This window comes from Actinomadura coerulea (assembly GCF_014208105.1).
GTDB classification, from domain to species: Bacteria; Actinomycetota; Actinomycetes; order Streptosporangiales; family Streptosporangiaceae; genus Spirillospora; species Spirillospora coerulea.
In genome coordinates, this window is sequence record NZ_JACHMQ010000001.1 from 5,359,374 (window position 1) to 5,382,305 (window position 22,932).

Here is a 22,932-nt window from a genome sequence, read left to right on the forward strand (position 1 = left end):
GTCGTATTGACGGAATTGCTAGGGTTCTTCCCGGCGCGGAACGTATCTGTTTCAGCCCACCATGCCCTCACCCGTCGGGCGCTTTGGATCCTCCGGCCCCTGGAGCAGCCTCTGGGAGGCTTTCTATTTTCCTGGGCAGGTAAAATGCGCTTGCGCAATTCGCGTGTGCGGACCAAGATCACAGCGTTGCTGCTGTCCCTTGTGGCCCTCTGGGGATTCGCGGCGTGGGTGACCCTGCGCGAGGGCCTCGACCTGCTGTCGGTCAGCACGCTCGACGAGAACACCGGCAGGCCCGGCTCCGACATGATCACGGCGCTCCAGGCGGAACGACGGGCGACGATGGTCTACCTGGGCCGTCCCGGCCCCCAGCAGCGCACGGCGCTGACCACCCAGCGCGCCAAGTCCGACAAGGCCGTCGCGAAGTTCCGGCGTCTCGCCGGCAGCGGCGACACCAAGGACGCCGCGAGCGCCATCGGCTGGAAGCGCATCAAGGAGACCCTCTCCGCCCTGAACGGTCTCGCCGCGGGCCGCCGCGCCGTCGACGCCGGCATCGACCGCGGCCAGGCCGCGCAGCCCTACAACGCCGTCATCGACTCCACGTTCCGCATCTTCCGTTCGAGCGCGGGCGTCGACGACGAGGAGATCGCCAAGGACAGCCGGACGCTGATCGACCTGACCCGCGCACGCGAGGTGCTCTCCCGCGAGGACGCACTGATCTCCGGGGTCCTCACGGCGGGCCGCTTCAGCGGGGCCGAGCTGATCGACTTCACGGAGCTGGTCGGCACCCAGCGCTTCCTGTTCGACGAGTCGGTGGCCGAGCTTCCCACCGCCGACCGCAACGCCTACGAGCGGTTCCGCGGCGGCGCGGAGTACGGCCGGCTGCGGCTCCTCGAAGACCGCATCATCCAGCGGGCGCGCACCGGCCTCAAGCCGCCGACCTCCGCCGAGAACTGGCGGACCACCGCCCAGCCGGTCCTGACCGCGCACGAGCAGCTCGTCCTCAAGGGCGGCGACGGCGTCGTGGAACGCGCCACACCGGTCGCGGTCGGCGTGGTCATCAGGTTGATGCTGGCGGGCGGACTGGGGCTCCTCGCGGTCATCGCGTCCGTCGTCGTGTCGATCACCACGGCGCGCGCCCTCGTCCAGCAGCTCGAACGCCTGCGCCGCGCCGCCTGGGAGCTGGCCGAGCAGCGGCTGCCCGGCGTCGTCGAGCGGCTCGGACACGGCGAGAAGGTGGACGTCGCCGTCGAGGCGCCGCCGCTGCGTTTCGGCACTGACGAGATCGGGCAAGTGGGGCGCGCGTTCAACGCCGTCCAGGAGACCGCGATCCGCACCGCCGTCGAGCAGGCGGAGCTGCGCCGCGGCATCCGGGACGTCCTGCTGAGCCTGGCCCGCCGCACCCAGACGCTGGTGCACCGGCAGCTCACCATGCTGGACACCATGGAGCGCCGCCGCGACATCGAGACCAAGGAGCTGGAGGAGCTCTTCCGGCTCGACCACCTCGCCACCCGCATGCGGCGCAACGCCGAGAACCTGATCGTGCTCTCCGGCGCCCTCCCCGCCCGCGGCTGGCGCAACGCCGTCCCGATGGTGGACGTCGTCCGCGCCGCCGTCGGCGAGGTCGAGGACTACACCCGCGTCACGGTCCTGCCGTTCGGCCCGGTCGAACTGGCCGGGCGCGCGGTCGGCGACGTCACGCACCTGCTCGCCGAGCTGATCGAGAACGCCGTCTCCTTCTCGCCGCCCGACACCATCGTGCAGGTCGGCGGGCACCTGGTCGCCAGCGGCTTCGCCATCGACATCGAGGACCGCGGGCTCGGCATGACCGACGAGAAGCTCGCCGAGATCAACTCGCGGATCGCCGACCCGCCCGACTTCCACCTGCAGAGCTCGGTGCAGCTCGGCCTGTTCGTGGTCAGCAAGCTCGCCGAGCGGTACAACGTGCAGGTCTCGCTGAAGCGTTCCGCGTACGGCGGGACCACGGCGGTCGTCGTCATCCCGCGAGAACTGATCGCCGAGCAGGGCCCGGCGCCCGTCGCGGCGGGCACCACCACCCGCAACGGCCTCGAGGTGCGCCGCCCCGCCGCCGTCGGGGCCCCCGCAAGCGGGCGCCCCCTCAGCGCCGCGACGCCGCTCGGCCCGTCGACCACCGGCCCGCAGTCCACGGGGCCCGCCCTGGTCGCGGTGCCCCCTCCCCTGGAACAGCCGGCCACCGAGCCGCAGCCCCGCGGAACGAACGGTTCCGAGCCGCCCGCGACCGGTCCCGAGCCGCGCCTGCGGCAGGACGAGGTCCTCGCGGACGGCGACCGACACGATCCCACCCAGTTGGAGGACGTGCCACCCGTGCCCGACATCTCCACCACTCCGTCCGGTCTCCCCGTCCGGGTGCCGCAGGCGAACCTGGCCGAACCCCTGCGCACCGATGAGCCCGTCGTCGCCGACGAGCTCGAGGAGCAGGGCGACCCAGGCCGCTCCCCCGAGGAGATCAAGCAGATCATGGGCTCTTATCAGCGCGGCACCCAGCGGGGCCGCTCCGCCGCGGCGGAAGCCCTCGGCACCAACGCAGCGGAAGGCGAGGCAGATCAGTGACGCAGAAGACCAGTTCCTCCTCCGATCTGGGCTGGCTGCTGGACGACCTGGTGCACCGGCTGCCGAACGCCCGCAGCGCGGTCGTGCTCTCGGCGGACGGCCTGCTCATGGCGTCCTCCGAGGCCATGTCGCAGGACGACGCCGAGCATCTCGCCGCCGTCGCCGCCGGCATCCAGAGCCTGGCCAAGGGCGCGGGCACCCGCTTCGGCGGCGGCCCCGTCCGGCAGACGATCGTCGAGATGGCGTCGGCGTTCCTGCTGGTCACGGTGGCCGGCAAGGGCGCCTGCCTCGCCGTCCTCGCCGACGAGGAGGCCGATGTCGGGCTCGTCGCCTACGAGATGGCGATGCTCGTCACGGCCATGGGCCACCACCTCACCTCGCCGTCGCGCTCGGAGTCCCCGCAGGAGGGGCGCCCGGCATGATGCCTCCCGAGGATCCCGCCCAGGAGCCCTGGGGGGAAGAGACGGCGACGCACTCCCCGTTCGAGGACCGGTATCTCGACGAGCACGCCGGCCCGATGGTGCGGCCGTACGTGATGACCAGCGGCCGCATCGAGCCGACCCGCGGAAGTTTCGACCTCATCACCCTGGTGGTGGCGGCCGGCCCCGAGCCCGAGGGCGCGATCGGCCTCGGGCCCGAGCACGTGGCCATCATCCGGCTCTGCCAGTCGGTGATGTCGGTCGCCGAGATCACCGGGCATCTCGACCTGCCCGTCGCGACCGTGCGGGTGATGCTCGGAGACCTGCTCGACAAGGGGTTCGTCTCCATGCAGGAACCCGAACCGGAGGCGGACATGCACGACATCAGGCTCTACAAGGCGGTGATCGATGGTCTCCGGGCCCTCTAGGCGCGACACGCGCGCCCGCCGGCTCCCCACCGCGGTCAAGATCGTGATCGCGGGCGGCTTCGGGGTCGGCAAGACCACGATGGTGGGCACGGTCTCGGAGACCGCCCCCCTGCGCACCGAGGAGTTGCTCACCGACGAGGGCATCGGCGTCGACGACATCTCCGGGGTCGAGCGCAAGAAGACCACCACGGTCGCGATGGACTTCGGCCGCATCACGATGCGCGACGAGTACGTCCTCTACCTGTTCGGCACCCCCGGCCAGGAGCGCTTCTGGTTCATGTGGGACGAGGTCTCGCTCGGCGCGCTCGGCGCCGTCGTGCTCGCCGACACCCGCCGCCTGTCGGACTGCTTCCCGTCCGTCGACTACTTCGAGCGCCGCGGCACCCCGTTCATCGTCGCCGTGAACTGCTTCGAGGGCGCCCAGCGCTACGACCTCGCGGAGATCCAGCTGGCCCTGAACCTGGGCCCCAAGGTCCCGGTCATGCTCTGCGACGCCCGCAGCCTCGGCTCCTGCAAGGAGGTCCTCATCGACCTCGTCCTGCACGCCATGAAGACCCGCGGCCTCACGGAGGAGCCCGAACCCCAGAACGCCTAGCCGCGGACACCCGCGGCGACGAACCCGGCCGCCCGGCCGGACCGGCGGGCTGTGCTGGCCGGGCTGGCGGGCCTGCTGGCCGCGGCCAACCTCGGCTCGGCGGTCGCGCCCGGGCTGCCCGCACTGCCGGCGTCGCGGGTCCTGGTCGGCGTGGCGATCGGCGGCGTGTGGGCGATCGCCGGCGGGCCGGCGGCGCCGCTGGTGCCGGCGTTGCCCGGGACGGGCACGGCGGGTCTGGCCGCCATGCCGCAGGTGCTTCGCGCACCCCGCGCGCAGGTCGGTCTGCTGGTGACGTTCCTCCTGGTCACCGGACATTTCGCGGCGTACACCTACGTGCGTCCCGTGCTGGAGCGGGTATCCGGCGTGAACCCGGACCTGATCAGCACGCTGCTGCTGGTGTACGGCGTGGCGGGCATCGCAACCGCGTCCAAAGGCATGCTCAAGCCAAGCAAGGACCTGATCGCGCAGAGAGCATCGATCACCGGAGCACCCGACGATGAAGGCCCTCAAGGAGCAGAGCACTGCCGTGAACACCGCACCGACCCCAGGGCCTTCAAGGCCCGAAGGAGGAGAGAAAAGCTAGCCAGTACGAGTGATCACGTAGTCGCAGAGGTTGGTGAGGGCTTCGCGGGCGGGGATTTCGGGGAGGGTGAGGAGTTCGGTGCGGGCGTCCTCGGCCCAGCGGCGGAGGTCGGCGCGGGCGCGGTCCATGGCGGGGTGGGCGCGCAGGAGGGTGAGGGCCTCGGCGTGGAGGGCGTCGTCGGTGAGGTCCTGGGTGAGGAGCTCGCGGAGGCGGGCGTCGTCGGGGCCGGAGCCGATGCCGGCGAGGACGTGGTGCGTCGGGAGGGTGCGGATGCCTTCGCGCAGGTCGGTGCCGGGGGTCTTGCCGGACTCCTCGGTCTCGGAGGCGACGTCGAGGATGTCGTCGGACAGCTGGAAGGCGATGCCGATCTTCTCGCAGGCGGAGGTGACGGTGTCGACGACGTGGGCGGGGGCGCCGGACAGCAGGGCGCCGAACTGGCCGGAGACGGCGATCAGGGAGCCGGTCTTGTCGGCGACGACCTGGAGGTAGTGCTTGAGGGGGTCGGCGTCCTCGCCGGGGCCGACGGTCTCCTGGATCTGGCCGCGGACCAGGCGGGCGAACGCGCGGGCCTGGATGCGGACGGCCTCGGGGCCGAGGTCGGCGAGCAGGTCGGACGCGCGGGCGAACAGGTAGTCGCCGGTGAGGATGGCGACGGTGTTCGTCCAGCGGGAGTTGGCGGACTGCTGGCCGCGGCGGATGGTGGCCTCGTCCATGACGTCGTCGTGGTAGAGGGTGCCGAGGTGGGTGAGCTCGACGACGACGGCGGCGGGGACGACGCCGGGCGCCGCCGGGTCGCCGAAGTGGGAGGCCAGCAGCACCAGCATCGGCCGGAAGCGCTTGCCGCCCGCCTCGACGAGGTGCTGCGAGGCCTCGGTGAGCAGCGGGTCCTCGCCCCGGACGCAGTCGAGCAGAAGGGACTCGACGGCGGCGAGGCGGTCCTTGGCGTCGGACGCGAGCGCGGCGTCGACGGGAAGCCCGAACGGGCCGGTCTCCTGGATGGCCGGCCCGCCGGACTTCTCAGCGAATGGGTTGCTCACCCAAGACTCCCTACCGGACGAACATGTGGGTCGTGGCCTGCCCCGCGAGGTCCAGAACGGGCTGCGGGATCACGCCGAGTACCACAGTAGCCGTCACGCCGAGCGCGACCGCGACCGCGGTCGCCGGGCCGGCCACCACGACCGGGCCCTCGGCGTCCGGCTCGCTGAAGAACATGACGACGATCACACGGACGTAGAAGAACGCGGCGACCGCGGAGGAGATCACGGCGACGATCACCAGGGGCGTGGCGCCGCCCTCGACGGCCGCCTTGAACACCGCGAACTTCCCGGTGAAGCCGCTGGTCAGCGGGATGCCCGCGAAGCCCAGGAGGAAGAAGGCGAACACGCCCGCGACCACCGGGGACCGCTTGCCGAGGCCCGCCCACCGCGACAGGTGGCCGGCCTCGCCGCCGGCGTCCCGCACCATCGTCACGACGGCGAACGCGCCGATCGAGGTGAAGCCGTAGGCGACCAGGTAGAACATCGTGCTGGACAGGCCGTCCGCGGAGCTGGCGATCACGCCCATGAGCAGGAAGCCCGCGTGCGCGATGGAGGAGTAGGCCAGCATCCGCTTGATGTCGGTCTGCGTGATCGCGATGATCGATCCGGCGACCATGGTGAGAATGGCCACACCCCACATGAGGGGCCGCCAGTCCCACTTCAGCGTCTCGAACGCGACGTAGTAGACGCGCAGGATTCCGCCGAACGCCGCGACGACGGTGCAGGACGCCATCAGCGCCGTGATCGGCGTGGGGGCGCCCTGGTAGACGTCCGGCTTCCACATGTGGAAGGGGACGCCGCCGAGCTTGAACAGCAGCCCGACCGACAGCAGCGCGACGCCCGCGAGGAGCAGGGTCTCGCTGCCCGCGTCCTTGCCGATCTGCGCGGAGATGTCCGACAGCCGGACGGACCCGGCGTACCCGTACAGCAGCGCCGCCCCGTACAGGAAGAACGCCGAGGAGAACGCGCCGAGCAGGAAGTACTTGACCGCCGCCTCCTGGGAGAGGAGGCGGCGCCGGCGGGCGAGCCCGCACAGCAGGTACAGCGGCAGCGACATGACCTCCAGCGCCACGAACATGGTGAGCAGGTCGTTGGCCGCCGGGAACATCACCATGCCGCCGACGGCGAACATCATCAGCGGGAACACCTCGGTCTGGGTGAACCCCGCCTCGGTGGTGCGCTGCTCGGCCTCGCTGCCGGGCAGGGCGGAGGCCTGCGCGGCGAAGTGGCCGCCGGCCCTGCCGTCGCCCCGCTCGGCGATGAGCAGGAGGCTGACCAGGGCCAGCACCAGGATGGTGCCCTGGATGAACAGGGTGGGGCCGTCCACGCCCAGGGCGCCCTCAGCGGCGACGTGGTGCGGGTTGTCGCGCCACCCCAGCACGATCGTCCAGGCGAACCCGCCCGCGAGGCCGAGGAACGCGAGCGGCACCTGCACGTAGTAGCGCGCGTTCCGGCCGACGAACGCCTCGACGAGCACGCCCGCGACGGCGACGCCGAGGACCAGCAGCAGCGGGGCGATCTGCCCGTACTCGATGTGCGGCGCGGGGATGTCACCCCCCTGCGCGAGGACCGCGCTCACCTGACTGGTGGTGGTCATGGACGGGCTCCGTTCTCGGCGACGTTACCGGTGATGTCCGGCGCCGGGTCGTGCTGGTCGACCCGCGCCAGCGTGTGGTCCACCGACGGGTTGATCACGTGCAGCACCGGCTGCGGGAAGAAGCCCATCGCCACGATGATCGCGATGATCGGGGCGAGGGCCCACTTCTCCCGGGCGGACAGGTCCTTCATGCCCTCGACCGCGGGCGCCTTCGGGCCGCCCATGGTCCGCTGGTACATCCACAGGACGTAGATGGCCGCGAGCACGACGCCGCTCACCGCGAGCGCGCCCGCCCACTCGTACCGGCTGAACGTCCCGACGATGACGAGGAACTCCGAGACGAACGTGGACAGGCCGGGCAGCGACAGCGCGGACAGGCCGGCGATCAGGAACATCCCGGCGAGGACGGGCGCGACCTTCTGCACCCCGCCGAAGTCGGAGATCCGCGCCGACCGCCGCCGGACGATCATGAAGCCGACGACGAGGAACAGCGCGCCGGTGGAGAACCCGTGGTTCACCATGTAGAGCGCCGCGCCGGACTGGCCCTGCGACGTCATCGCGAAGATGCCGAGGACGATGAACCCGAAGTGCGACACCGACGTGTAGGCGATGAGGCGCTTCATGTCGACCTGGCCGATCGCGAGGACGGCGCCGTAGATGATGCTGAGCACCGCGAACCCCAGCACGACCGGGGTCGCCCACTTGGCGGCGCCGGGGAACAGCTCCAGGCAGAACCGGAGCATCCCGTAGGTGCCGACCTTGTCCAGGACGCCGACGATCAGCACGAGCGCGCCCGCCGGGGACTGCTGCGCCGCGTCCGGCAGCCAGGTGTGCACCGGCACCATCGGCGCCTTGATCGCGAACGCGACGAAGAAGCCGAGGAACAGCCACTTGGCCGTCGTCGGGTCGATGTTCATCTTCGACAGCTCGTCGAACATGAACGTGCCCTGCCCGAGGCCGCCCGCGTCGACCGACCGGCTCGACAGCGGGTACAGCCAGATGACGGCGACGAGCATCAGCAGCCCGCCGAACAGCGAGTACAGCAGGAACTTCACCGCGGCGTAGGACCGCTGGGCGCCGCCGTAGTACCCGATGATGAAGTACACCGGGATGAGCATCGCCTCGAAGAAGACGTAGAACAGGAACACGTCCGTCGCGGCGAACACGCCGATCATGGCCGCTTCCATCGTCAGCAGCAGCGCGAAGTACGTCTTCACCGACCGCTTCGCCGGGACGTCCACGCCCCCGGACCGGTCGGCCTCGCTCCACGACGCCAGCATGACCAGCGGGACGAGGACCACCGACAGCAGGATCAGCACCAGCGCGACGCCGTCGACGCCGACCGCCCAGTGGACGCCGAACTCCTTGATCCACCAGTACTTCTCGGTGAACTGGAACCGGGCGCCGCCCGCGTCGAAGCCCGACGCCATGACCCCGGCGAGGACCGCGACGACGAGGGAGACGCCGAGCGAGAACCGCTTGACCAGCGCCTCCCGCTCGCGGGGAATGACGCTGAGCAGCACCGCGCCGACCAGTGGCAGCGCGATGAGGACGCTCAGCCAGGGAAAGTCGCTCATGACACGTTCACCACCAGGAGCGCCGCGACCACGAGGGCCGCGCCGCCCAGCATCGAGAGGGCGTAGGAGCGGGCGAAGCCGGTCTGGACGCGCCGGAGCCGGCCGGAGCTGCCGCCGACGCCGGCGGCCGTCCCGTTGACGGCGCCGTCGACGCCGCGCCCGTCGAACCAGACCGCGAGCCGGGTCAGCCACTGGCCGGGGCGCATCAGCAGCGACTCGTTGAGCGCGTCGCCGTAGAGGTCCTTGCGGGCCGCGACGGTGACGAACGAGCCCTTGGGCGCCTCGCGCGGCACCTTGCGGGCGCCGTACTGCATCCAGGCGATCCCGGCACCGACGATCATCAGGACGAAGGTGGCGGCGCCGGGCGCGGTGAGCCACTTGAACTCGTGCGCGTGCTCGGGCGCCCCGACGACCGGTTCGATGAACTCGGGGAAGCCGCCGAGGACGAGGAACCCGCCCGCGAAGACGGAGCCGACCGCGAGCAGCATCAGCGGCCAGGTCATGACGGCGGGCGACTCGTGCGGGTGGACGTCGTCCTCCCAGCGCTTCTCGCCGAAGAACGTCATGAACATGACCCGCGACATGTAGTACGCGGTGATCCCGGCGCCGACCAGGGCGCAGGAGCCGAGGATCATCCCGGACGTGCCGCCCTTGGCGTAGGCGGCCTCGATGATGCCGTCCTTGGTGAACCAGCCGGACAGGCCGGGGAACCCGATGATGGCGAGGTACCCGAGCCCGAACGTCGCGTAGGTGATCACCATGACCGTGCGCAGCGCGCCGTAGTGGCGCATGTTCACGTCGTCCTTCATGCCGTGCATGACCGAGCCGGCGCCGAGGAACAGGCCCGCCTTGAAGAAGCCGTGCGCGACGAGGTGCGCGATGGCGAAGACGTAGCCCGCCGGGCCGAGCCCGGCGGCCAGCACCATGTAGCCGATCTGCGACATCGTCGATCCGGCGAGGGCCTTCTTGATGTCGTCCTTGCCGCAACCGATGATCGCACCGGCCAGCAGCGTGGCCGCGCCGACGATCGTCACCACCAGCTGCGCGGTCTCGGACATCTCGAAGATCGGCCCGGCTCGGACGATCAGGTAGACGCCCGCGGTGACCATCGTGGCGGCGTGGATGAGGGCCGACACCGGGGTCGGGCCCTCCATCGCGTCCAGCAGCCAGGACTGCAGCGGGAGCTGCGCCGACTTGCCGCACGCGCCGACCAGGAGCAGCAGGCCGATGGCCGTCGCGGTGCCGGTGCCGAGCTTGGAGGCGAGCCCCACGTGCTCGGCGCCGGTGCCGAGCACCGAGCCGAAGTCGATGCTGCCGAACGAGGCGAAGATCAGCGCGATCGCGATGATCAGCCCCATGTCGCCGACCCGGTTGACGACGAAGGCCTTCTTCGCGGCGGTCGCGGCCGTCGGCTTGTGCTGCCAGAACCCGATCAGCAGGTAGGAGGCGAGACCGACGCCCTCCCAGCCGAGGAACAGGATCAGGAAGTTGCCGCCCAGGACCAGCACCAGCATCGACGCCAGGAACAGGTTCAGGTAGGCGAAGAAGCGGCGCCGGTCGGGGTCCTCGGCCATGTAGCCGATGGAGTAGATGTGGATGAGCGAGCCCACCCCGGTGATCAGCAGGACGAAGGTGATGGACAGCGGGTCCACCAGCAGGTCCATGCCGACCTTGAACGTGCCGACGTCGATGAAGTCCCACAGGTGCAGGGTGCGGCGCCGGGCCTCGGCGTCGTACCCGAGCATCTGCGCGAACATCGCGGCGCCCACCGCGAACGACGCCAGCGACATCGCGGCGCCGAGCAGGTGGCCCCACCTGTCGGTCCGCCGTCCCCCCAGCAGGAGGATCGCCGCGCCCGCCAGCGGGAGCGCGACGAGGAGCCAGGACGCGGCCTGGATGCCTTCCGCTTTCATCCCTGGCCTCTCAGTACTTCAGCAGGTTCGCGTCGTCGACCGACGAGGACCTGCGGGTCCGGAAGATGGTCATGATGATCGCCAGACCCACCACGACCTCCGCCGCGGCCACCACCATCACGAAGAAGGCGATGATCTGGCCGTCCAGGTTGCCGTGCATTCGGGAGAACGAGACGAACGCAAGGTTCGTCGCGTTCAGCATCAGCTCGACGCACATGAACACCACGATGGCGTTGCGGCGCACGAGGACGCCGAGCGCTCCGATGGTGAACAGGACCGCCGAGAGCGCCAGGTAGTGCCCCGGGCTCATTCTCCTGCCTCGCCTTCACTCGCGCCGCCGCCGGCGGCGGGCGTCCCCGACTTGACCGAGCGCGCCTCGGCATCGGTGTCGCGGACGTCCTCGGTGACCGCCTTGACCGCGGCCACGTCCCGTTCGAGGGCCTCCTCCTCGGAGCCGCCGTACAGGTCGGGGTGCCGCTCCGCGGTGTCGGTGCGGGCAGCGATGACCGGGTTGACCGACAGTTCCGAGGGCGTCCCGTCGGGGAGCAGCGCCGGCATGTCGACGGCGTTGTGCCGGGCGTAGGTGCCGGGGCCCGGCAGCGGGCCCGGGTGGGAGCCGGACAGGAACCGCTGCCGCGACAGGTCCTTCTGCGTCGCCTTCGGCTCGGTGCGCTCCCGGTGCGCCAGCACCATAGCGCCCAGCGCCGCGGTGATCAGCAGGGCGCTGGTCGCCTCGAACGCGAACACGTACTTGGAGAACAGCAGCCGGGCCAGCCCGACGACGTTGCCCTCGGAGTTGGCCTGGGTCAGTCCGGCCGAGCCGCCGAGCGCGGCGTTGCCGACCCCGACGCTGAGCAGGACGAGGAAGCCGACCGCGGCGATCACGGCCCAGAACCGCTGGCCCCGGATCGTCTCCACCAGCGAGTCGGTGGAACTGACCCCGACGAGCATCAGCACGAACAGGAACAGCATCAGCACCGCGCCGGTGTAGACGATCACCTGGACGAACGCCAGGAAGGGCGCGTTCTGGATCGCGTACAGCGCGGCCAGGCAGAGCATCACGGTCGCCAGCAGCAGCGCCGAGTGCACCGCCTTCCGCATGAAGATCATGCCGAGCGCGGCGAGCACCGAGACGATCGCCAGCAGCCAGAAGAAGAACGGCTCGCCGGACTGCTTGTCGGCGACCTCGGCGGCGAGCACGTGCGCGCCCGCGATGGAGCCGGTCACTTGGCCTCACCGCCCTTGCGCGCCTTCGCCTTCTCGCGCCGGGCGGCCTCGTCGACGCTCGCGCGCCCGCCGTCCTCCGAGGGGATCTTCGGAGCCGACGGGGTGCCGGACGACTGCTCGCCCTCCTGGAGGCCGAGGCGGTAGTAGTCCTCCTCGGTGTCGCCGAGCCGCATCTCGTGCGGCGGCGCCTCCATGCCCTCGCGCAGCGGCGCGAGCAGCATCTCCTTGGTGTAGATGAGGCTCTCGCGGCTGTCGTCGGCGAGCTCGTACTCGTTGGTCATCGTGAGCGCCCGGGTCGGGCACGCCTCGATGCACAGCCCGCACAGGATGCACCGCAGATAGTTGATCTGGTAGGTGCGGCCGTAGCGCTCGCCGGGCGAGTACCGCTCGTCCGCCGTGTTGTCGGCGCCCTCGACGAAGATGGCGTCCGCGGGACACGCCCACGCGCACAGCTCGCAGCCGATGCACTTCTCCAGGCCGTCCGGCCACCGGTTCAGCTGGTGCCGCCCGTGGAAGCGAGGAGCCGTCGGCTTCTTCACCTCGGGGTACTGGACGGTCTCGCTCTTCATGAACATCTGGTGGAACGAGACCCCGAACCCCTTGACCGGGTTCAGGAAATCAGTGAGTCCCACTGGTGACCTCCTCGGAGGGCTTTTCGATCGTGGCCGGCCGGACCGGCTCGCGGGCGCGGCCGTGGTAGTGGGGCGCGTCCATCGGCGGCACCGGGAACCCGCCCGCCGACGGGTCGGTGCGCGGCCCCGGCGCCGCCCCCGGGACGATCTCCTTGTCGTCCTCGCGGCCGCGGAGCATCTCCCAGAGCACCGTGGCGACCAGCACGATCGCGGCGACCACGGCGGCGGCGATGAACAGCTGCCGCATCTCGTAGCCGTCGTTGCGCAGCGCGCGGATCGTCGCGACCAGCAGGATCCAGCCGAGCGAGAAGGGCATCAGCACCTTCCAGCCGAGCTTCATGAGCTGGTCGTAGCGCACGCGCGGCAGCGTGCCGCGCAGCCAGATGAAGAAGAAGATGAACAGGAAGATCTTGATCAGGAACCACAGCACCGGCCACCAGCCGGAGTTGGCGCCCGCCCACACCGTGGAGATGGGCGCGGGGGCGCGCCAGCCGCCGAGGAACATGGTGGTGGCGAGGGCCGACAGCGTCGCGAGGTTGATGTACTCCGCGAGGAAGAACATCGCGAACTTCAGCGACGAGTACTCGGTGTGGAAGCCGCCGACCAGCTCGCCCTCGCCCTCGGGCAGGTCGAACGGGATGCGGTTCGACTCGCCCATCATCGTGATGACGTACACGACGAACGACGGCGCGAGCAGCACCACGAACCACTTGTCGTGCTGCGCCGCGACGATCTCCGAGGTGGACATCGAGCCCGCGAACATGAACACGGCCACGAACGACAGGCCCATCGCGATCTCGTAGGAGATCATCTGCGCGGACGAGCGCAGCCCGCCGAGCAGCGAGTACGGCGACATCGAGGACCAGCCGGCCAGCACGATGCCGTAGATCGCCATCGAGGACATCGCGAGGACGAGCAGCACCGCGACCGGAAGGTCGGTGCCCTGCAGCGCCGTCTGGTGCCCGAAGACCGACACCGTCGGCCCGAACGGGATGATGATGAAGGAGATGAACGCGGGCACCGCCGCCATCACCGGCGCCAGGACGAACACGATCTTGTCGACCTGGCGGGGGACGATGTCCTCCTTCAGCGCCAGCTTGACGCCGTCGGCGAGGCCCTGCAGCAGGCCGAAGGGCCCGGCGCGGTTGGGGCCGACGCGCAGCTGCATCCGGCCGATGACGCGCCGCTCGATCCACATCGTCATCAGCACGGTGACGACGAGGAACACGAAGATGGCGAGGACCTTGCCGCCGATCAGCCACCACGGGTCCGAGCCGAAGTCCTGCAGCTGCGGGTCGGGCGCCGGGGCCGCGGCCAGGGAGCTCATTCGATGCCTCCAGCGTTCTCGGTCGCGGTCGCGGGCACCGCGCCCGCGATCTTGACGACGCCTCCCGCGGCCGCTCCGAGGTCCCGGTGCAGGGCGCAGCCCGCCGAGTTCGTCGGCAGCCACACCACCCGGTCGGGCAGGTCGGGGGTGATCTCCAGCGGGAGAGTGACCTCGCCGCGCGGGCCCGAGACCGTCACGGCGCCGGTGGCGCCGATCTCCGCGGCCGTCGCGGGCGACAGCCGGGCGACGGCGGACTTGGCGGTGCCCGCGAGGAACGGCTCGCCGTCCTGCAGGCGACCCCGGTCGAGGAGCAGCCGCCAGGTGGACAGCAGCGCCTCGCCCCGCTCGGGGTGCGGCGCCAGGCCCTGCGCGACGCTCGGCGCGTCCGGGCGCTCGCCGCGGTGGGCGCCGAGGCCGGCCATCTCGCGGCGGGCGGCCTCCGGGCCCGGCAGGCCCAGGTGGACGTCCATCTCGTCGGCCAGCGCGGCCAGGACCCGCAGGTCGGACATCCGCCCGGCGGACTTGAGCACGACCTCGAACGGGCGGCCGCGGCCCTCCCAGTCGACGAACGTCCCGGACTTCTCCGCGACCGCCGCGACCGGCAGGACGACGTCGGCGCGGTCGGTGACCGCGCTCGGCCGCTGCTCCAGGCTCACCACGAACGGGGTGGCCTCCAGCGCCCGCAGCATCGCCTCCGGGTCGGCGAGGTCGTAGGGGTCGACGCCGCCGACGAGCAGCGCGCCGCGCCGCCCGGCTGCGGCCTCCGCGATGATGCCGGCCGTGTCCTCGCCGGGACCGGCGGGCAGGTCGGCGACGCCCCAGGTGCGGGCGACCTCGGCGCGGGCGGCGGGGTCGGTGACCGGACGGCCGATCGGCAGCAGCCCGGGCAGCGCCCCGGCCTCGATCGCGCCGCGCTCCCCGGCCCGGCGCGGCACCCAGGCCAGCCGGGCGCCGGTGGCCTGCGCCACCCGGGTCGCCGACGTCAGCGCGCCCGGGCTGGTGGCGAGCCGCTCGCCGACGAGGATCACGGCGCCGGGCGTCTCCAGCAGCGTGCGGATGTCGGATCTGGCGTCGTCCCCGATGAGGGAGCCGAGGACCTCGGCCTCCGCGCCGGGGAGCGTCGGCAGCAGCGTGCCGCCGACCTTCGCCAGCCCGCGCGTCACGAACGGGGCCGCCGCGAACACCTTCAGGCCGTTCTTGCGGAACGCCTTGCGGAGCCGCAGGAAGACGATCGGCGACTCCTCCTCGGGCTCGAACCCGGCGAGAAGGACGACCGGCGCCTTCTCCAGGTCGGCGTAGGTCACCTCGATGGGGTGGCCCGCGACGGAGGAGGCGAGGAACTCCGACTCCTCCCGCGACAGCGGCCGGGCCCGGAAGTCGACGTCGTTGGTGCCGAGCGCGATCCGGGCGAACTTGGCGTAGGCGTAGGCGTCCTCAAGGGTGACGCGGCCGCCGGTCAGAACGCCGGCCGAGCCGCGCGCCGCCGCGAGGCCGCGCGCCGCGATGGTGAGCGCCTCGGGCCAGGACGCCGGCTCCAGCTCGCCGTCCTCGCCGCGGACGAGCGGCTGGGTGAGCCGCTCGGGCTGCGTCCCGTAGGTGAACGCCCAGCGGCCCTTGTCGCAGTTCCACTCCTCGTTGACCTGCGGGTCGTCCCCGGCCAGCCGCCGCGTGATCTTGCCGCGGCGGTGGTCGGTGCGCATCGCGCAGCCGGACGCGCAGTGCTCGCAGACGCTCGGCTGCGAGACCAGGTCGAAGGGGCGGGACCGGAACCGGTACGCGGCGCCGGTCAGCGCGCCCACCGGGCAGATCTGCACGGTGTTGCCGGAGAAGTAGGACTGGAACGGCTTGCCGTCCGCCGCGCCGACCTGCTCCTTCGCGCCGCGCTCGAACAGGTCGATGAACGCGTCGCCGGCGATCTGGTCGGAGAACCGGGTGCAGCGGGCGCACTGGATGCAGCGCTCCCGGTCGAGCAGCACCTGGCTGGACAGCGGGATCGGCTTGGGGAAGGTCCGCTTGGCCTCCACGAACCGGGACTCGCCGCGCCCGTTGGACATCGCCTGGTTCTGCAGCGGGCACTCGCCGCCCTTGTCGCAGATCGGGCAGTCCAGCGGGTGGTTGATCAGCAGCAGCTCCATCACGCCGTGCTGCGCCTTGTCGGCGACCGGCGAGGTGAGCTGGGTCTTGACCACCATCCCCGGCATCACCGCGGTGGTGCACGACGCCTGCGGCTTCGGCATGCCGCGGCCGTTGCCGGCGTCGGGGATCTCCACCAGGCACTGCCGGCAGGCCCCGATCGGGTCCAGCAGGGGGTGGTCGCAGAACCGGGGGATCTGGATGCCGAGCAGCTCGGCGGCCCGGATGATGAGCGTGCCCTTGGGCACCTCGATCTCGAAGCCGTCGATGGTGCAGGAGACCATCTCCACCGGCCGCTCCACCGCCGACTTGTCGTCGGTGACGGTCACTTGGCACCTCCCCAGAGGGTGGACTTGGCCGGGTCGAACGGGCAGGCCCCGAGCTCGAAGTGCCGGAGGTACTCGTCCCGGAACAGCTTGATGGACGAGACGACCGGGCTCGTGGCGCCGTCGCCGAGGGCGCAGAACGATCGGCCGAGGATGTTGTCGGACAGGTCCAGCAGGGTCTCCAGGTCCTCCTCGGAGCCCTGGCCCGCCTCCAGCCGCTTCAGCATCTGCTTGTACCAGTAGGTGCCCTCGCGGCACGGCGTGCACTTGCCGCACGACTCGTGCGCGTAGAACTCCGACCAGCGCAGCACGGCGCGGACGACGCAGGTCGTCTCGTCGAAGATCTGCAGGGCCCGGGTGCCGAGCATGGACCCGGCGGCGCCGACGGACTCGAAGTCCAGCGGGACGTCCAGGTGCTCGTCGGTGAAGATCGGGGTGGACGACCCGCCGGGCGTCCAGAACTTCAGCCGGTGGCCCTCGCGGACGCCGCCCGCCATGTCGAGCAGCTCCCGCAGCGTGATGCCGAGCGGCGCCTCGTACTGCCCGGGCCGGGTGACGTGCCCGGACAGCGAGAAGATCCCGAAGCCCTGGGACTTCTCGGTGCCCATCGAGGCGAACCACTCGGGCCCGTTGGCGATGATCGAGGGAACCGAGGAGATCGACTCGACGTTGTTGATGACGGTGGGCCCGCCGTAGAGGCCCGCGACCGCCGGGAAGGGGGGCTTGAGCCTGGGCTGACCGCGGAACCCTTCGAGGGAGTCCAGCAGCGCCGTCTCCTCGCCGCAGATGTAGGCCCCGGCGCCGCTGTGCACGACCACGTCCAGGTCGTAGCCGGAGCCGAGGATGTCCTTGCCGAGGTAGCCGGCCTCGTACGCCTCCGCCACCGCCTGGTGCAGGCGGCGGATCACGTGCAGGACCTCGCCGCGCACGTAGATGAACGCGAGGTTCGACTTGATCGCGTACGAGCTGATGATCACGCCCTCGACGAGGACGTGCGGGTTGGCCATCATCAGCGGGATGTCCTTGCACGTGCCCGGCTCGGACTCGTCGGCGTTGACGACGAGGTAGCGCGGGTTCGGGCTGGTCGGGGGCAGGAAGCCCCACTTCATCCCGGTGGGGAAGCCCGCGCCGCCGCGGCCGCGCAGACCGGAGTCCTTGACCGCCTGGACGATCTCCTCCGGCTGCATGCGGAACGCCGCGCGCAGGGCCTCGTAGCCGCCGTCGCGCTCGTAGCCGGCGCGGGTGAACGAGTCGGCCTGGTCCCAGTTCTTGGTGAGGATGGGGGTCAGCGTGGTCACTTGTTCCGCCCCTCCTGGGATCCCGGCTTGGCGTCGCCGCCGATGGGCTTGCCCGGCTCCTGCGGCGGCTCGGCCATCTCCTCGGCCTTCACCGGCTCCTCGGGACGCTCGCGGTCGACGTCCGTGCGGGGCGCCTCCCACCCGCGCTCCTGCGCCAGCTTCAGCCCGCGCAGCGACTCCGGCCCCGCCTGGACGCCCTCGCCCGCGCGCCCGTCCGGGAACCCGGCGAGCACGCGGGACGCCTCCTTCCAGGTGGCCAGGCTCTCCGGCCCACGCGAAGGAAGCACTTGCTTACCCGAGCGCAGGTCATCGACGAGCCGCTTGGCCTTCTCGGGAGTCATGTTGTCGAAGAACTCCCAGTTGACCATCATCACGGGCGCGAAGTCGCAGGCCGCGTTGCACTCGATCCGCTCAAGGCTGACCTTGCCGTCCGGGGTGGCCTCGTCGTGCCCGACCCCGGCGTGCTCGCTCAGCTCCTGCCAGATCTGGTCGCCGCCCATGACCGCGCACAGCGTGTTGATGCAGACGCCGACGTGGTACTCGCCGACCGGCGCGTGCTTGTACTGCGTGTAGAAGGTCGCGACGCCCGTCACCTGCGCCGGGGTGATGCCGAGCTGCTCCGCGCAGAACTCGATCCCGTCCTCGGTGACGTGGCCCTCCACCGACTGCACCAGGTGCAGCATCGGCAGCAGCGCCGAGCGCGGCCGGGGGTACCGGCCGATGATCTCCTTGGCGTCGCGCTCCAGCCGCTCGCGGACCTCAGGTCCGTATGTCATCGGTCCACTCCCCCCATGACCGGGTCGATGCTCGCGACCGCCGCGATGACGTCGGCGACCATGCCGCCCTCCGCCATCGCCGGGGCGGCCTGAAGGTTGACGAAGGACGGCTCGCGGAAGTGGACGCGGTACGGCCGGGTGCCGCCGTCGCTGACCACGTGGGCGCCGAGCTCGCCGCGCGGCGACTCGATGGGCGCGTACGCCTGCCCGGCGGGCACCCGGAAGCCCTCCGTCACCAGCTTGAAGTGATGGATCAGGGCCTCCATCGAGGTGCCCATGATGTGCGCGATGTGCCGGGGCGAGTTGCCCATGCCGTCCGCGCCGATCGCCAGCTGCGCCGGCCAGCCGATCTTCTTGTCCTCGATCATCACCGGGCCCTTGACCGACTGGAGCCGGTCCAGGCACTGCTCGACGATCTTCAGCGACTCCTCCATCTCGTCCATCCGGACGAGGTAGCGGCCGTACACGTCGCAGGTGTCCTGCGTGGCGACCTCGAAGTCGTAGGTCTCGTAGCCGCAGTAGGGCTGCGACTTGCGCAGGTCCCACGGCAGGCCGGTCGAGCGCAGCACGGGGCCGGTGATGCCGAGCGCCATGCAGCCGGTGAGGTCCAGGTACGCGATGTTCTGGGTGCGCGCCAGGTAGACCGGGTTGGCGTCCATCAGCTTGCGCAGCGCCTGGATCCGCTTCGGCATCCGGTCCAGGTAGTCGCGGATCTTGCTGGTGGCGCCGCTCGGCAGGTCCTGCGCGACCCCGCCCGGGCGGACGTAGGCCATGTTCATCCGCAGGCCGGTGATCTCCTCGAACAGGTCGAGGGTGTACTCGCGCTCGACGAAGCCGTTCAGCATCACCGTCGTCGCGCCGAGCTCCAGGCCGAACGTGGCGATCGCGACCAGGTGCGAGGAGATCCGGTTCAGCTCCATCATCATCACGCGGATGATCTGGGCCCGCTCCGGGATCTGCTCGGTGACGCCGAGCAGCTTCTCCACGCTCAGGCAGTACGCCGTCTCGTTGAAGATCGGCGCGAGGTAGTCCATCCGGGTGCAGAACGTGGTGCCCTGCGTCCAGGTGCGGAACTCCATGTTCTTCTCGATGCCGGTGTGCAGGTAGCCGATGCCCACCCGGGCCTCGTTCACCGTCTCACCGTCGAGCGTCAGGATGAGCCGGAGCACCCCGTGCGTGGACGGGTGCTGCGGGCCCATGTTGACGACGAGCCGCTCGTCGCCGAGGTCCTCCGCGCCGGCGACGACCTGGTCCCAGTCCTGCCCGTTGACGTCGAAGACCTTGCCTTCGGCCGCCTCCTCCGCGGCGTAGGCGTCGTACTCGGTGTACTTCGTGGAACTCATACGTACGACCTCCGCTCGTCGGGCGGCGGGATCTCCGCTCCGCGGTACTCGACGGGAATACCGCCGAGGGGGTAGTCCTTGCGCTGCGGATGGCCGACCCAGTCGTCGGGCATCTCGATGCGCGTGAGCGCCGGGTGGCCGTCGTAGACGATCCCGAAGAAGTCGTAGGTCTCCCGCTCGTGCCAGTCGCTCGTCGGGTAGACCGGCACCAGCGACGGGACGTGCGGGTCGGCGTCCGGGCAGGTCACTTCCAGCCGGACGCGCCGGTTGTGCGTGATCGACAGCAGGTGCACGACCGAGTGCAGCTCGGCGCCCTCGTCCTTCGGGTAGTGCACGCCCGACACGCCCGAGCACATCTCGAAGCGCAGGGACGGCTCGTCCCGCATGGTCCGCGCGACCTCCAGCAGGTGCTCGCGCTTCACGAAGAACGTGATCTCGCCGCGGTCGACGACGACGCGCTCGACGGCGTCACCGAAGTGCGGGTAGGCGCGCTCCAGCTCGTCGGCGACCTCGTCGAACTCGCCGGCCTCCGCGGCGCCGCCGGGCCCGCCGTAGGGGCGCTGCGCGGACACCTTCGGGCTCTGCCGGATGACGAGCCCGCCGTAGCCGGAGGTGTCGCCGGTGGTCCGCGCGCCGAACATGCCCTTGCGGACGACCGGCTGCTCGCGGCGCTCCTCCTCGGCCTGCGCGGGGAGCTTGTCGGCGTTCTGCTCGGCCCGCTGCTCAGGGTTCTCGGAACTCACGTCACGCTCCCTGTCCCAGCAGCGGAAGACGCCGGCGCTTGGCCTCTTCCAGCTCGGCGATCTGCTTCGCGCGCTGCGGCCCGAGCTTGGTGTTCTGGACCTTGTCGTGCAGCTTGAGGATCGCGTCCAGCAGCATCTCCGGCCGCGGCGGGCAGCCGGGCAGGTAGATGTCCACCGGGACGATGTGGTCCACGCCCTGCACGATCGCGTAGTTGTTGAACATGCCGCCGGACGAGGCGCACACGCCCATCGCGATGACCCACTTCGGCTCGGTCATCTGGTCGTAGATCTGCCGCAGCACCGGCGCCATCTTCTGGCTCACCCGGCCCGCGACGATCATCAGGTCGGCCTGGCGCGGCGTCGCCGAGGCGCGCTCCATCCCCCACCGGGAGAAGTCGTGCCGGGGGTCGCCGGTCGCCATCATCTCGATCGCGCAGCACGCCAGGCCGAACGTCGCCGGCCACATCGAGCTGCTGCGCGCCCACCCCGCGACCTGCTCGACCGTGGTCAGCAGGAAGCCGCTGGGGAGTTTCTCCTCTAGGCCCATGTCAGTCCCACTCCAGACCGCCGCGCCGCCAGATGTAGGCGTACGCCACGAGGACGGTGACGATGAAAAGAACCATCTCGACAAGGCCGAAGAGCCCCATCCGGTCGAACGCGACCGCCCAGGGGTAAAGGAAGATGATCTCAATGTCGAAGACGATGAACAGCATCGCCGTCAGGTAGTACTTGATCGGGAAGCGCCCGCCGCCGACCGGCTGCGGGGTCGGCTCGATGCCGCACTCGTAGGCGTCGAGCCGGGCCCGGTTCCAGCGCTTGGGTCCCGTGAGCGCGGCCATCGCCACCGAACCGCCGGCGAAGGCGAAGGCGAGCACCCCCAGCACGATGATCGGAATATAGAGATCCATATCTCTACAGCCTCTCCTCGGGACGTACGGCGTTGTACGGGACGGGCCGCCTGCGACCCGCCACCCTAGCCAAGGTGATCAATAGCGCTCCCCTCAGGGGGTCGGGTACTGCACTTTAGTCCGCTCACCTGCGGAAGCCTGAATTCCACGCGTGCGTTCATGCCGCCGGCGCCACCTTCTGCATCGCGTTGATGACGCGGTCCATCGCGTCCCCGCCCTTGGGGTCGGTGAGGTTCGCGAGGAGCTTCAGCGTGAAGCGCATCAGCGTGGGGTGCGGCAGGCCGTGCGCGGTCAGGAACTTCATGACCCGCGGGTCGCCGATCGCCTGGACGAACACGCGGGCGAGGGTGAAGTAGCCGCCGTGGTCGTCCTTGAGGATGCGCGGGTACTCGTACAGGGTCCGCTCGCGCTGCGCGGGAGTGCGGCGGGCGAGCGCCTGCACCATGATGTCGGCGGCCAGCCGGCCGGACTCCAGGGCGTAGTCGATGCCCTCGCCGTTGAACGGGTTGATCATGCCGCCGGCGTCGCCGACGAGCAGCATCCCGCGGGTGTAGTGCGGCTGCCGGTTGAAGCCCATCGGCAGCGCCGCGCCGCGGATCTTGGAGGTCGCGTGCTCCTCGTCGAACTGCCAGTCCTCCGGCATCTGCGCGCACCAGCGCTTGAGCATGCCGCGGTAGTCGACGTTCTGGAACGCCTTGCTGGTGTTGAGCAGACCGAGGCCGACGTTGGAGGTGCCGTCGCCGACGCCGAACACCCAGCCGTAGCCGGGCAGGAGGCGCTGGCCGTCCCACAGCTCCAGCCACGCCTCCATGAAGTCGTCGTCGTGGCGCGGGGTCTTGAAGTAGCGGCGGACCGCGACGCCCATCGGACGGTCCTCGCGGCGCCGCAGCCCCATGGCGAGCGACAGCCGGGTCGAGTTGCCGTCGGCGGCGACGACCAGCGGCGCGTGGAACTCGATCTCCTCGCCCTGGTACTCGGCGGTGACGCCGGTGATGCGGTCGGTGCGGTCGTCGACGATGGGGCCGGTCACGTTGCAGCCCTGCAGCAGCTGGGCGCCGGCCTTGGCGGCGTGCTCGGCGAGGAGCTGGTCGAGGTCGGTGCGCTTGCGGACGAGGCCGAAGTCGGGGAAGGACGCGAGCTCCGGCCAGGGCAGCTCGACCTTGACGCCGCCGCCGTAGATGCGCAGGCCCTTGTTGCGCCCCCAGCCGGGGTCGTTGATGTCGACGCCCATGCCGATGAGGGCGCGGACGGCCCGCGGGGTGAGGCCGTCGCCGCAGATCTTGTCGCGCGGGAAGGTGGCCTTCTCCAGCAGGAAGACGTCCAGGCCGGCCTGCGCGAGCCAATAGGCGGTCGACGATCCGGCGGGGCCCGCCCCGACGACGATGGCATCCGCGTGTCGGGTGGAGTCGGTCACGATGGTCCTCTTCGCTCGTTCGCTTGTGAAGTACTTCACAAGGATCCGGTGGGGAGTCTATTCCTTT

21 protein-coding genes are annotated in these 22,932 nt (G+C 70.7%); 4 read left to right on the forward strand and 17 right to left on the reverse strand.

Annotation, left to right across the window (positions count from 1 at the left end; genetic code table 11):
* The first annotated feature begins 144 nt into the window (after positions 1-144).
* The 4 genes from BKA00_RS24610 to BKA00_RS24625 are packed head-to-tail and all read left to right on the forward strand — an operon-like array spanning position 145 to position 4,031.
* Entirely contained in the window at positions 145-2,589 is a 2,445-nt protein-coding gene (locus BKA00_RS24610; RefSeq protein WP_185028647.1) for a sensor histidine kinase, read from the forward strand.
* A complete protein-coding gene (locus tag BKA00_RS24615; protein WP_185028649.1) occupies positions 2,586-3,011 on the forward strand; it encodes a roadblock/LC7 domain-containing protein in 426 nt (141 codons plus the stop codon). Before BKA00_RS24610 ends, BKA00_RS24615 begins: the two co-directional genes overlap by 4 nt.
* Entirely contained in the window at positions 3,008-3,436 is a 429-nt protein-coding gene (locus tag BKA00_RS24620; RefSeq protein WP_185028652.1) for a DUF742 domain-containing protein, read from the forward strand. Before BKA00_RS24615 ends, BKA00_RS24620 begins: the two co-directional genes overlap by 4 nt.
* Complete coding sequence (locus tag BKA00_RS24625; RefSeq protein ID WP_185028654.1) at positions 3,417-4,031, forward strand: GTP-binding protein; 615 nt, start codon at positions 3,417-3,419, stop codon at positions 4,029-4,031. The genes BKA00_RS24620 and BKA00_RS24625 overlap by 20 nt, the downstream gene beginning before the upstream one ends.
* Here the strand turns inward: BKA00_RS24625 and BKA00_RS24630 are convergent.
* The 17 genes from BKA00_RS24630 to BKA00_RS24710 all read right to left on the reverse strand — a co-directional run bounded on the left by BKA00_RS24630 (position 4,028) and on the right by BKA00_RS24710 (position 22,865).
* A complete protein-coding gene (locus tag BKA00_RS24630) occupies positions 4,028-4,276 on the reverse strand; it encodes a hypothetical protein (RefSeq protein ID WP_185028657.1) in 249 nt (82 codons plus the stop codon). The two genes, BKA00_RS24625 and BKA00_RS24630, sit on opposite strands and share 4 nt — an antisense overlap.
* Before the next feature lie 334 nt (positions 4,277-4,610).
* Positions 4,611-5,612: a polyprenyl synthetase family protein gene (locus BKA00_RS24635; protein WP_185034736.1), complete on the reverse strand. Its 1,002-nt coding sequence runs from the start codon at positions 5,610-5,612 to the stop codon at positions 4,611-4,613.
* Between the two features lie 49 nt (positions 5,613-5,661).
* The gene (gene nuoN / locus BKA00_RS24640) at positions 5,662-7,248 is read right to left on the reverse strand and encodes an NADH-quinone oxidoreductase subunit NuoN (protein WP_185028659.1); all 1,587 of its coding nucleotides are present in this window, start codon (positions 7,246-7,248) and stop codon (positions 5,662-5,664) included.
* The gene (locus tag BKA00_RS24645; RefSeq protein ID WP_185028660.1) at positions 7,245-8,825 is read right to left on the reverse strand and encodes an NADH-quinone oxidoreductase subunit M; all 1,581 of its coding nucleotides are present in this window, start codon (positions 8,823-8,825) and stop codon (positions 7,245-7,247) included. The genes nuoN and BKA00_RS24645 overlap by 4 nt, the downstream gene beginning before the upstream one ends.
* A complete protein-coding gene (gene nuoL, locus BKA00_RS24650; protein WP_185028661.1) occupies positions 8,822-10,738 on the reverse strand; it encodes an NADH-quinone oxidoreductase subunit L in 1,917 nt (638 codons plus the stop codon). The genes BKA00_RS24645 and nuoL overlap by 4 nt, the downstream gene beginning before the upstream one ends.
* 10 nt (positions 10,739-10,748) lie before the next feature.
* Entirely contained in the window at positions 10,749-11,048 is a 300-nt protein-coding gene (gene nuoK, locus BKA00_RS24655; RefSeq protein WP_185028663.1) for an NADH-quinone oxidoreductase subunit NuoK, read from the reverse strand.
* Positions 11,045-11,965, reverse strand: coding sequence for an NADH-quinone oxidoreductase subunit J (locus tag BKA00_RS24660; RefSeq protein ID WP_185028665.1), 921 nt, complete (start codon positions 11,963-11,965; stop codon positions 11,045-11,047). Before BKA00_RS24660 ends, nuoK begins: the two co-directional genes overlap by 4 nt.
* Complete coding sequence (gene nuoI / locus BKA00_RS24665) at positions 11,962-12,597, reverse strand: NADH-quinone oxidoreductase subunit NuoI (RefSeq protein ID WP_185028667.1); 636 nt, start codon at positions 12,595-12,597, stop codon at positions 11,962-11,964. Before nuoI ends, BKA00_RS24660 begins: the two co-directional genes overlap by 4 nt.
* On the reverse strand, positions 12,584-13,924 hold the full coding sequence (gene nuoH, locus BKA00_RS24670; protein WP_185028669.1) for an NADH-quinone oxidoreductase subunit NuoH: 1,341 nt from the start codon (positions 13,922-13,924) through the stop codon (positions 12,584-12,586). The genes nuoI and nuoH overlap by 14 nt, the downstream gene beginning before the upstream one ends.
* The gene (locus tag BKA00_RS24675) at positions 13,921-16,386 is read right to left on the reverse strand and encodes an NADH-quinone oxidoreductase subunit G (RefSeq protein WP_185028671.1); all 2,466 of its coding nucleotides are present in this window, start codon (positions 16,384-16,386) and stop codon (positions 13,921-13,923) included. The genes nuoH and BKA00_RS24675 overlap by 4 nt, the downstream gene beginning before the upstream one ends.
* Positions 16,383-17,681, reverse strand: a complete 1,299-nt coding sequence (gene nuoF / locus BKA00_RS24680) for an NADH-quinone oxidoreductase subunit NuoF (protein ID WP_185028673.1) — start codon at positions 17,679-17,681, stop codon at positions 16,383-16,385. The genes BKA00_RS24675 and nuoF overlap by 4 nt, the downstream gene beginning before the upstream one ends.
* The gene (gene nuoE / locus BKA00_RS24685) at positions 17,678-18,457 is read right to left on the reverse strand and encodes an NADH-quinone oxidoreductase subunit NuoE (protein WP_185028675.1); all 780 of its coding nucleotides are present in this window, start codon (positions 18,455-18,457) and stop codon (positions 17,678-17,680) included. The genes nuoF and nuoE overlap by 4 nt, the downstream gene beginning before the upstream one ends.
* Entirely contained in the window at positions 18,454-19,800 is a 1,347-nt protein-coding gene (locus tag BKA00_RS24690) for an NADH-quinone oxidoreductase subunit D (protein WP_185028677.1), read from the reverse strand. Before BKA00_RS24690 ends, nuoE begins: the two co-directional genes overlap by 4 nt.
* Positions 19,797-20,543, reverse strand: coding sequence for an NADH-quinone oxidoreductase subunit C (locus BKA00_RS24695; RefSeq protein WP_185028679.1), 747 nt, complete (start codon positions 20,541-20,543; stop codon positions 19,797-19,799). The genes BKA00_RS24690 and BKA00_RS24695 overlap by 4 nt, the downstream gene beginning before the upstream one ends.
* 1 nt (position 20,544) lies before the next feature.
* Positions 20,545-21,090 (reverse strand): NuoB/complex I 20 kDa subunit family protein, encoded by a 546-nt coding sequence (locus BKA00_RS24700; RefSeq protein WP_185028681.1) that lies wholly within the window; start codon positions 21,088-21,090, stop codon positions 20,545-20,547.
* 1 nt (position 21,091) lies between these two features.
* Complete coding sequence (locus BKA00_RS24705; protein WP_089315506.1) at positions 21,092-21,451, reverse strand: NADH-quinone oxidoreductase subunit A; 360 nt, start codon at positions 21,449-21,451, stop codon at positions 21,092-21,094.
* 157 nt (positions 21,452-21,608) lie between these two features.
* Entirely contained in the window at positions 21,609-22,865 is a 1,257-nt protein-coding gene (locus BKA00_RS24710; protein WP_185028683.1) for a geranylgeranyl reductase family protein, read from the reverse strand.
* Between the last annotated feature and the right edge of the window lie 67 nt (positions 22,866-22,932).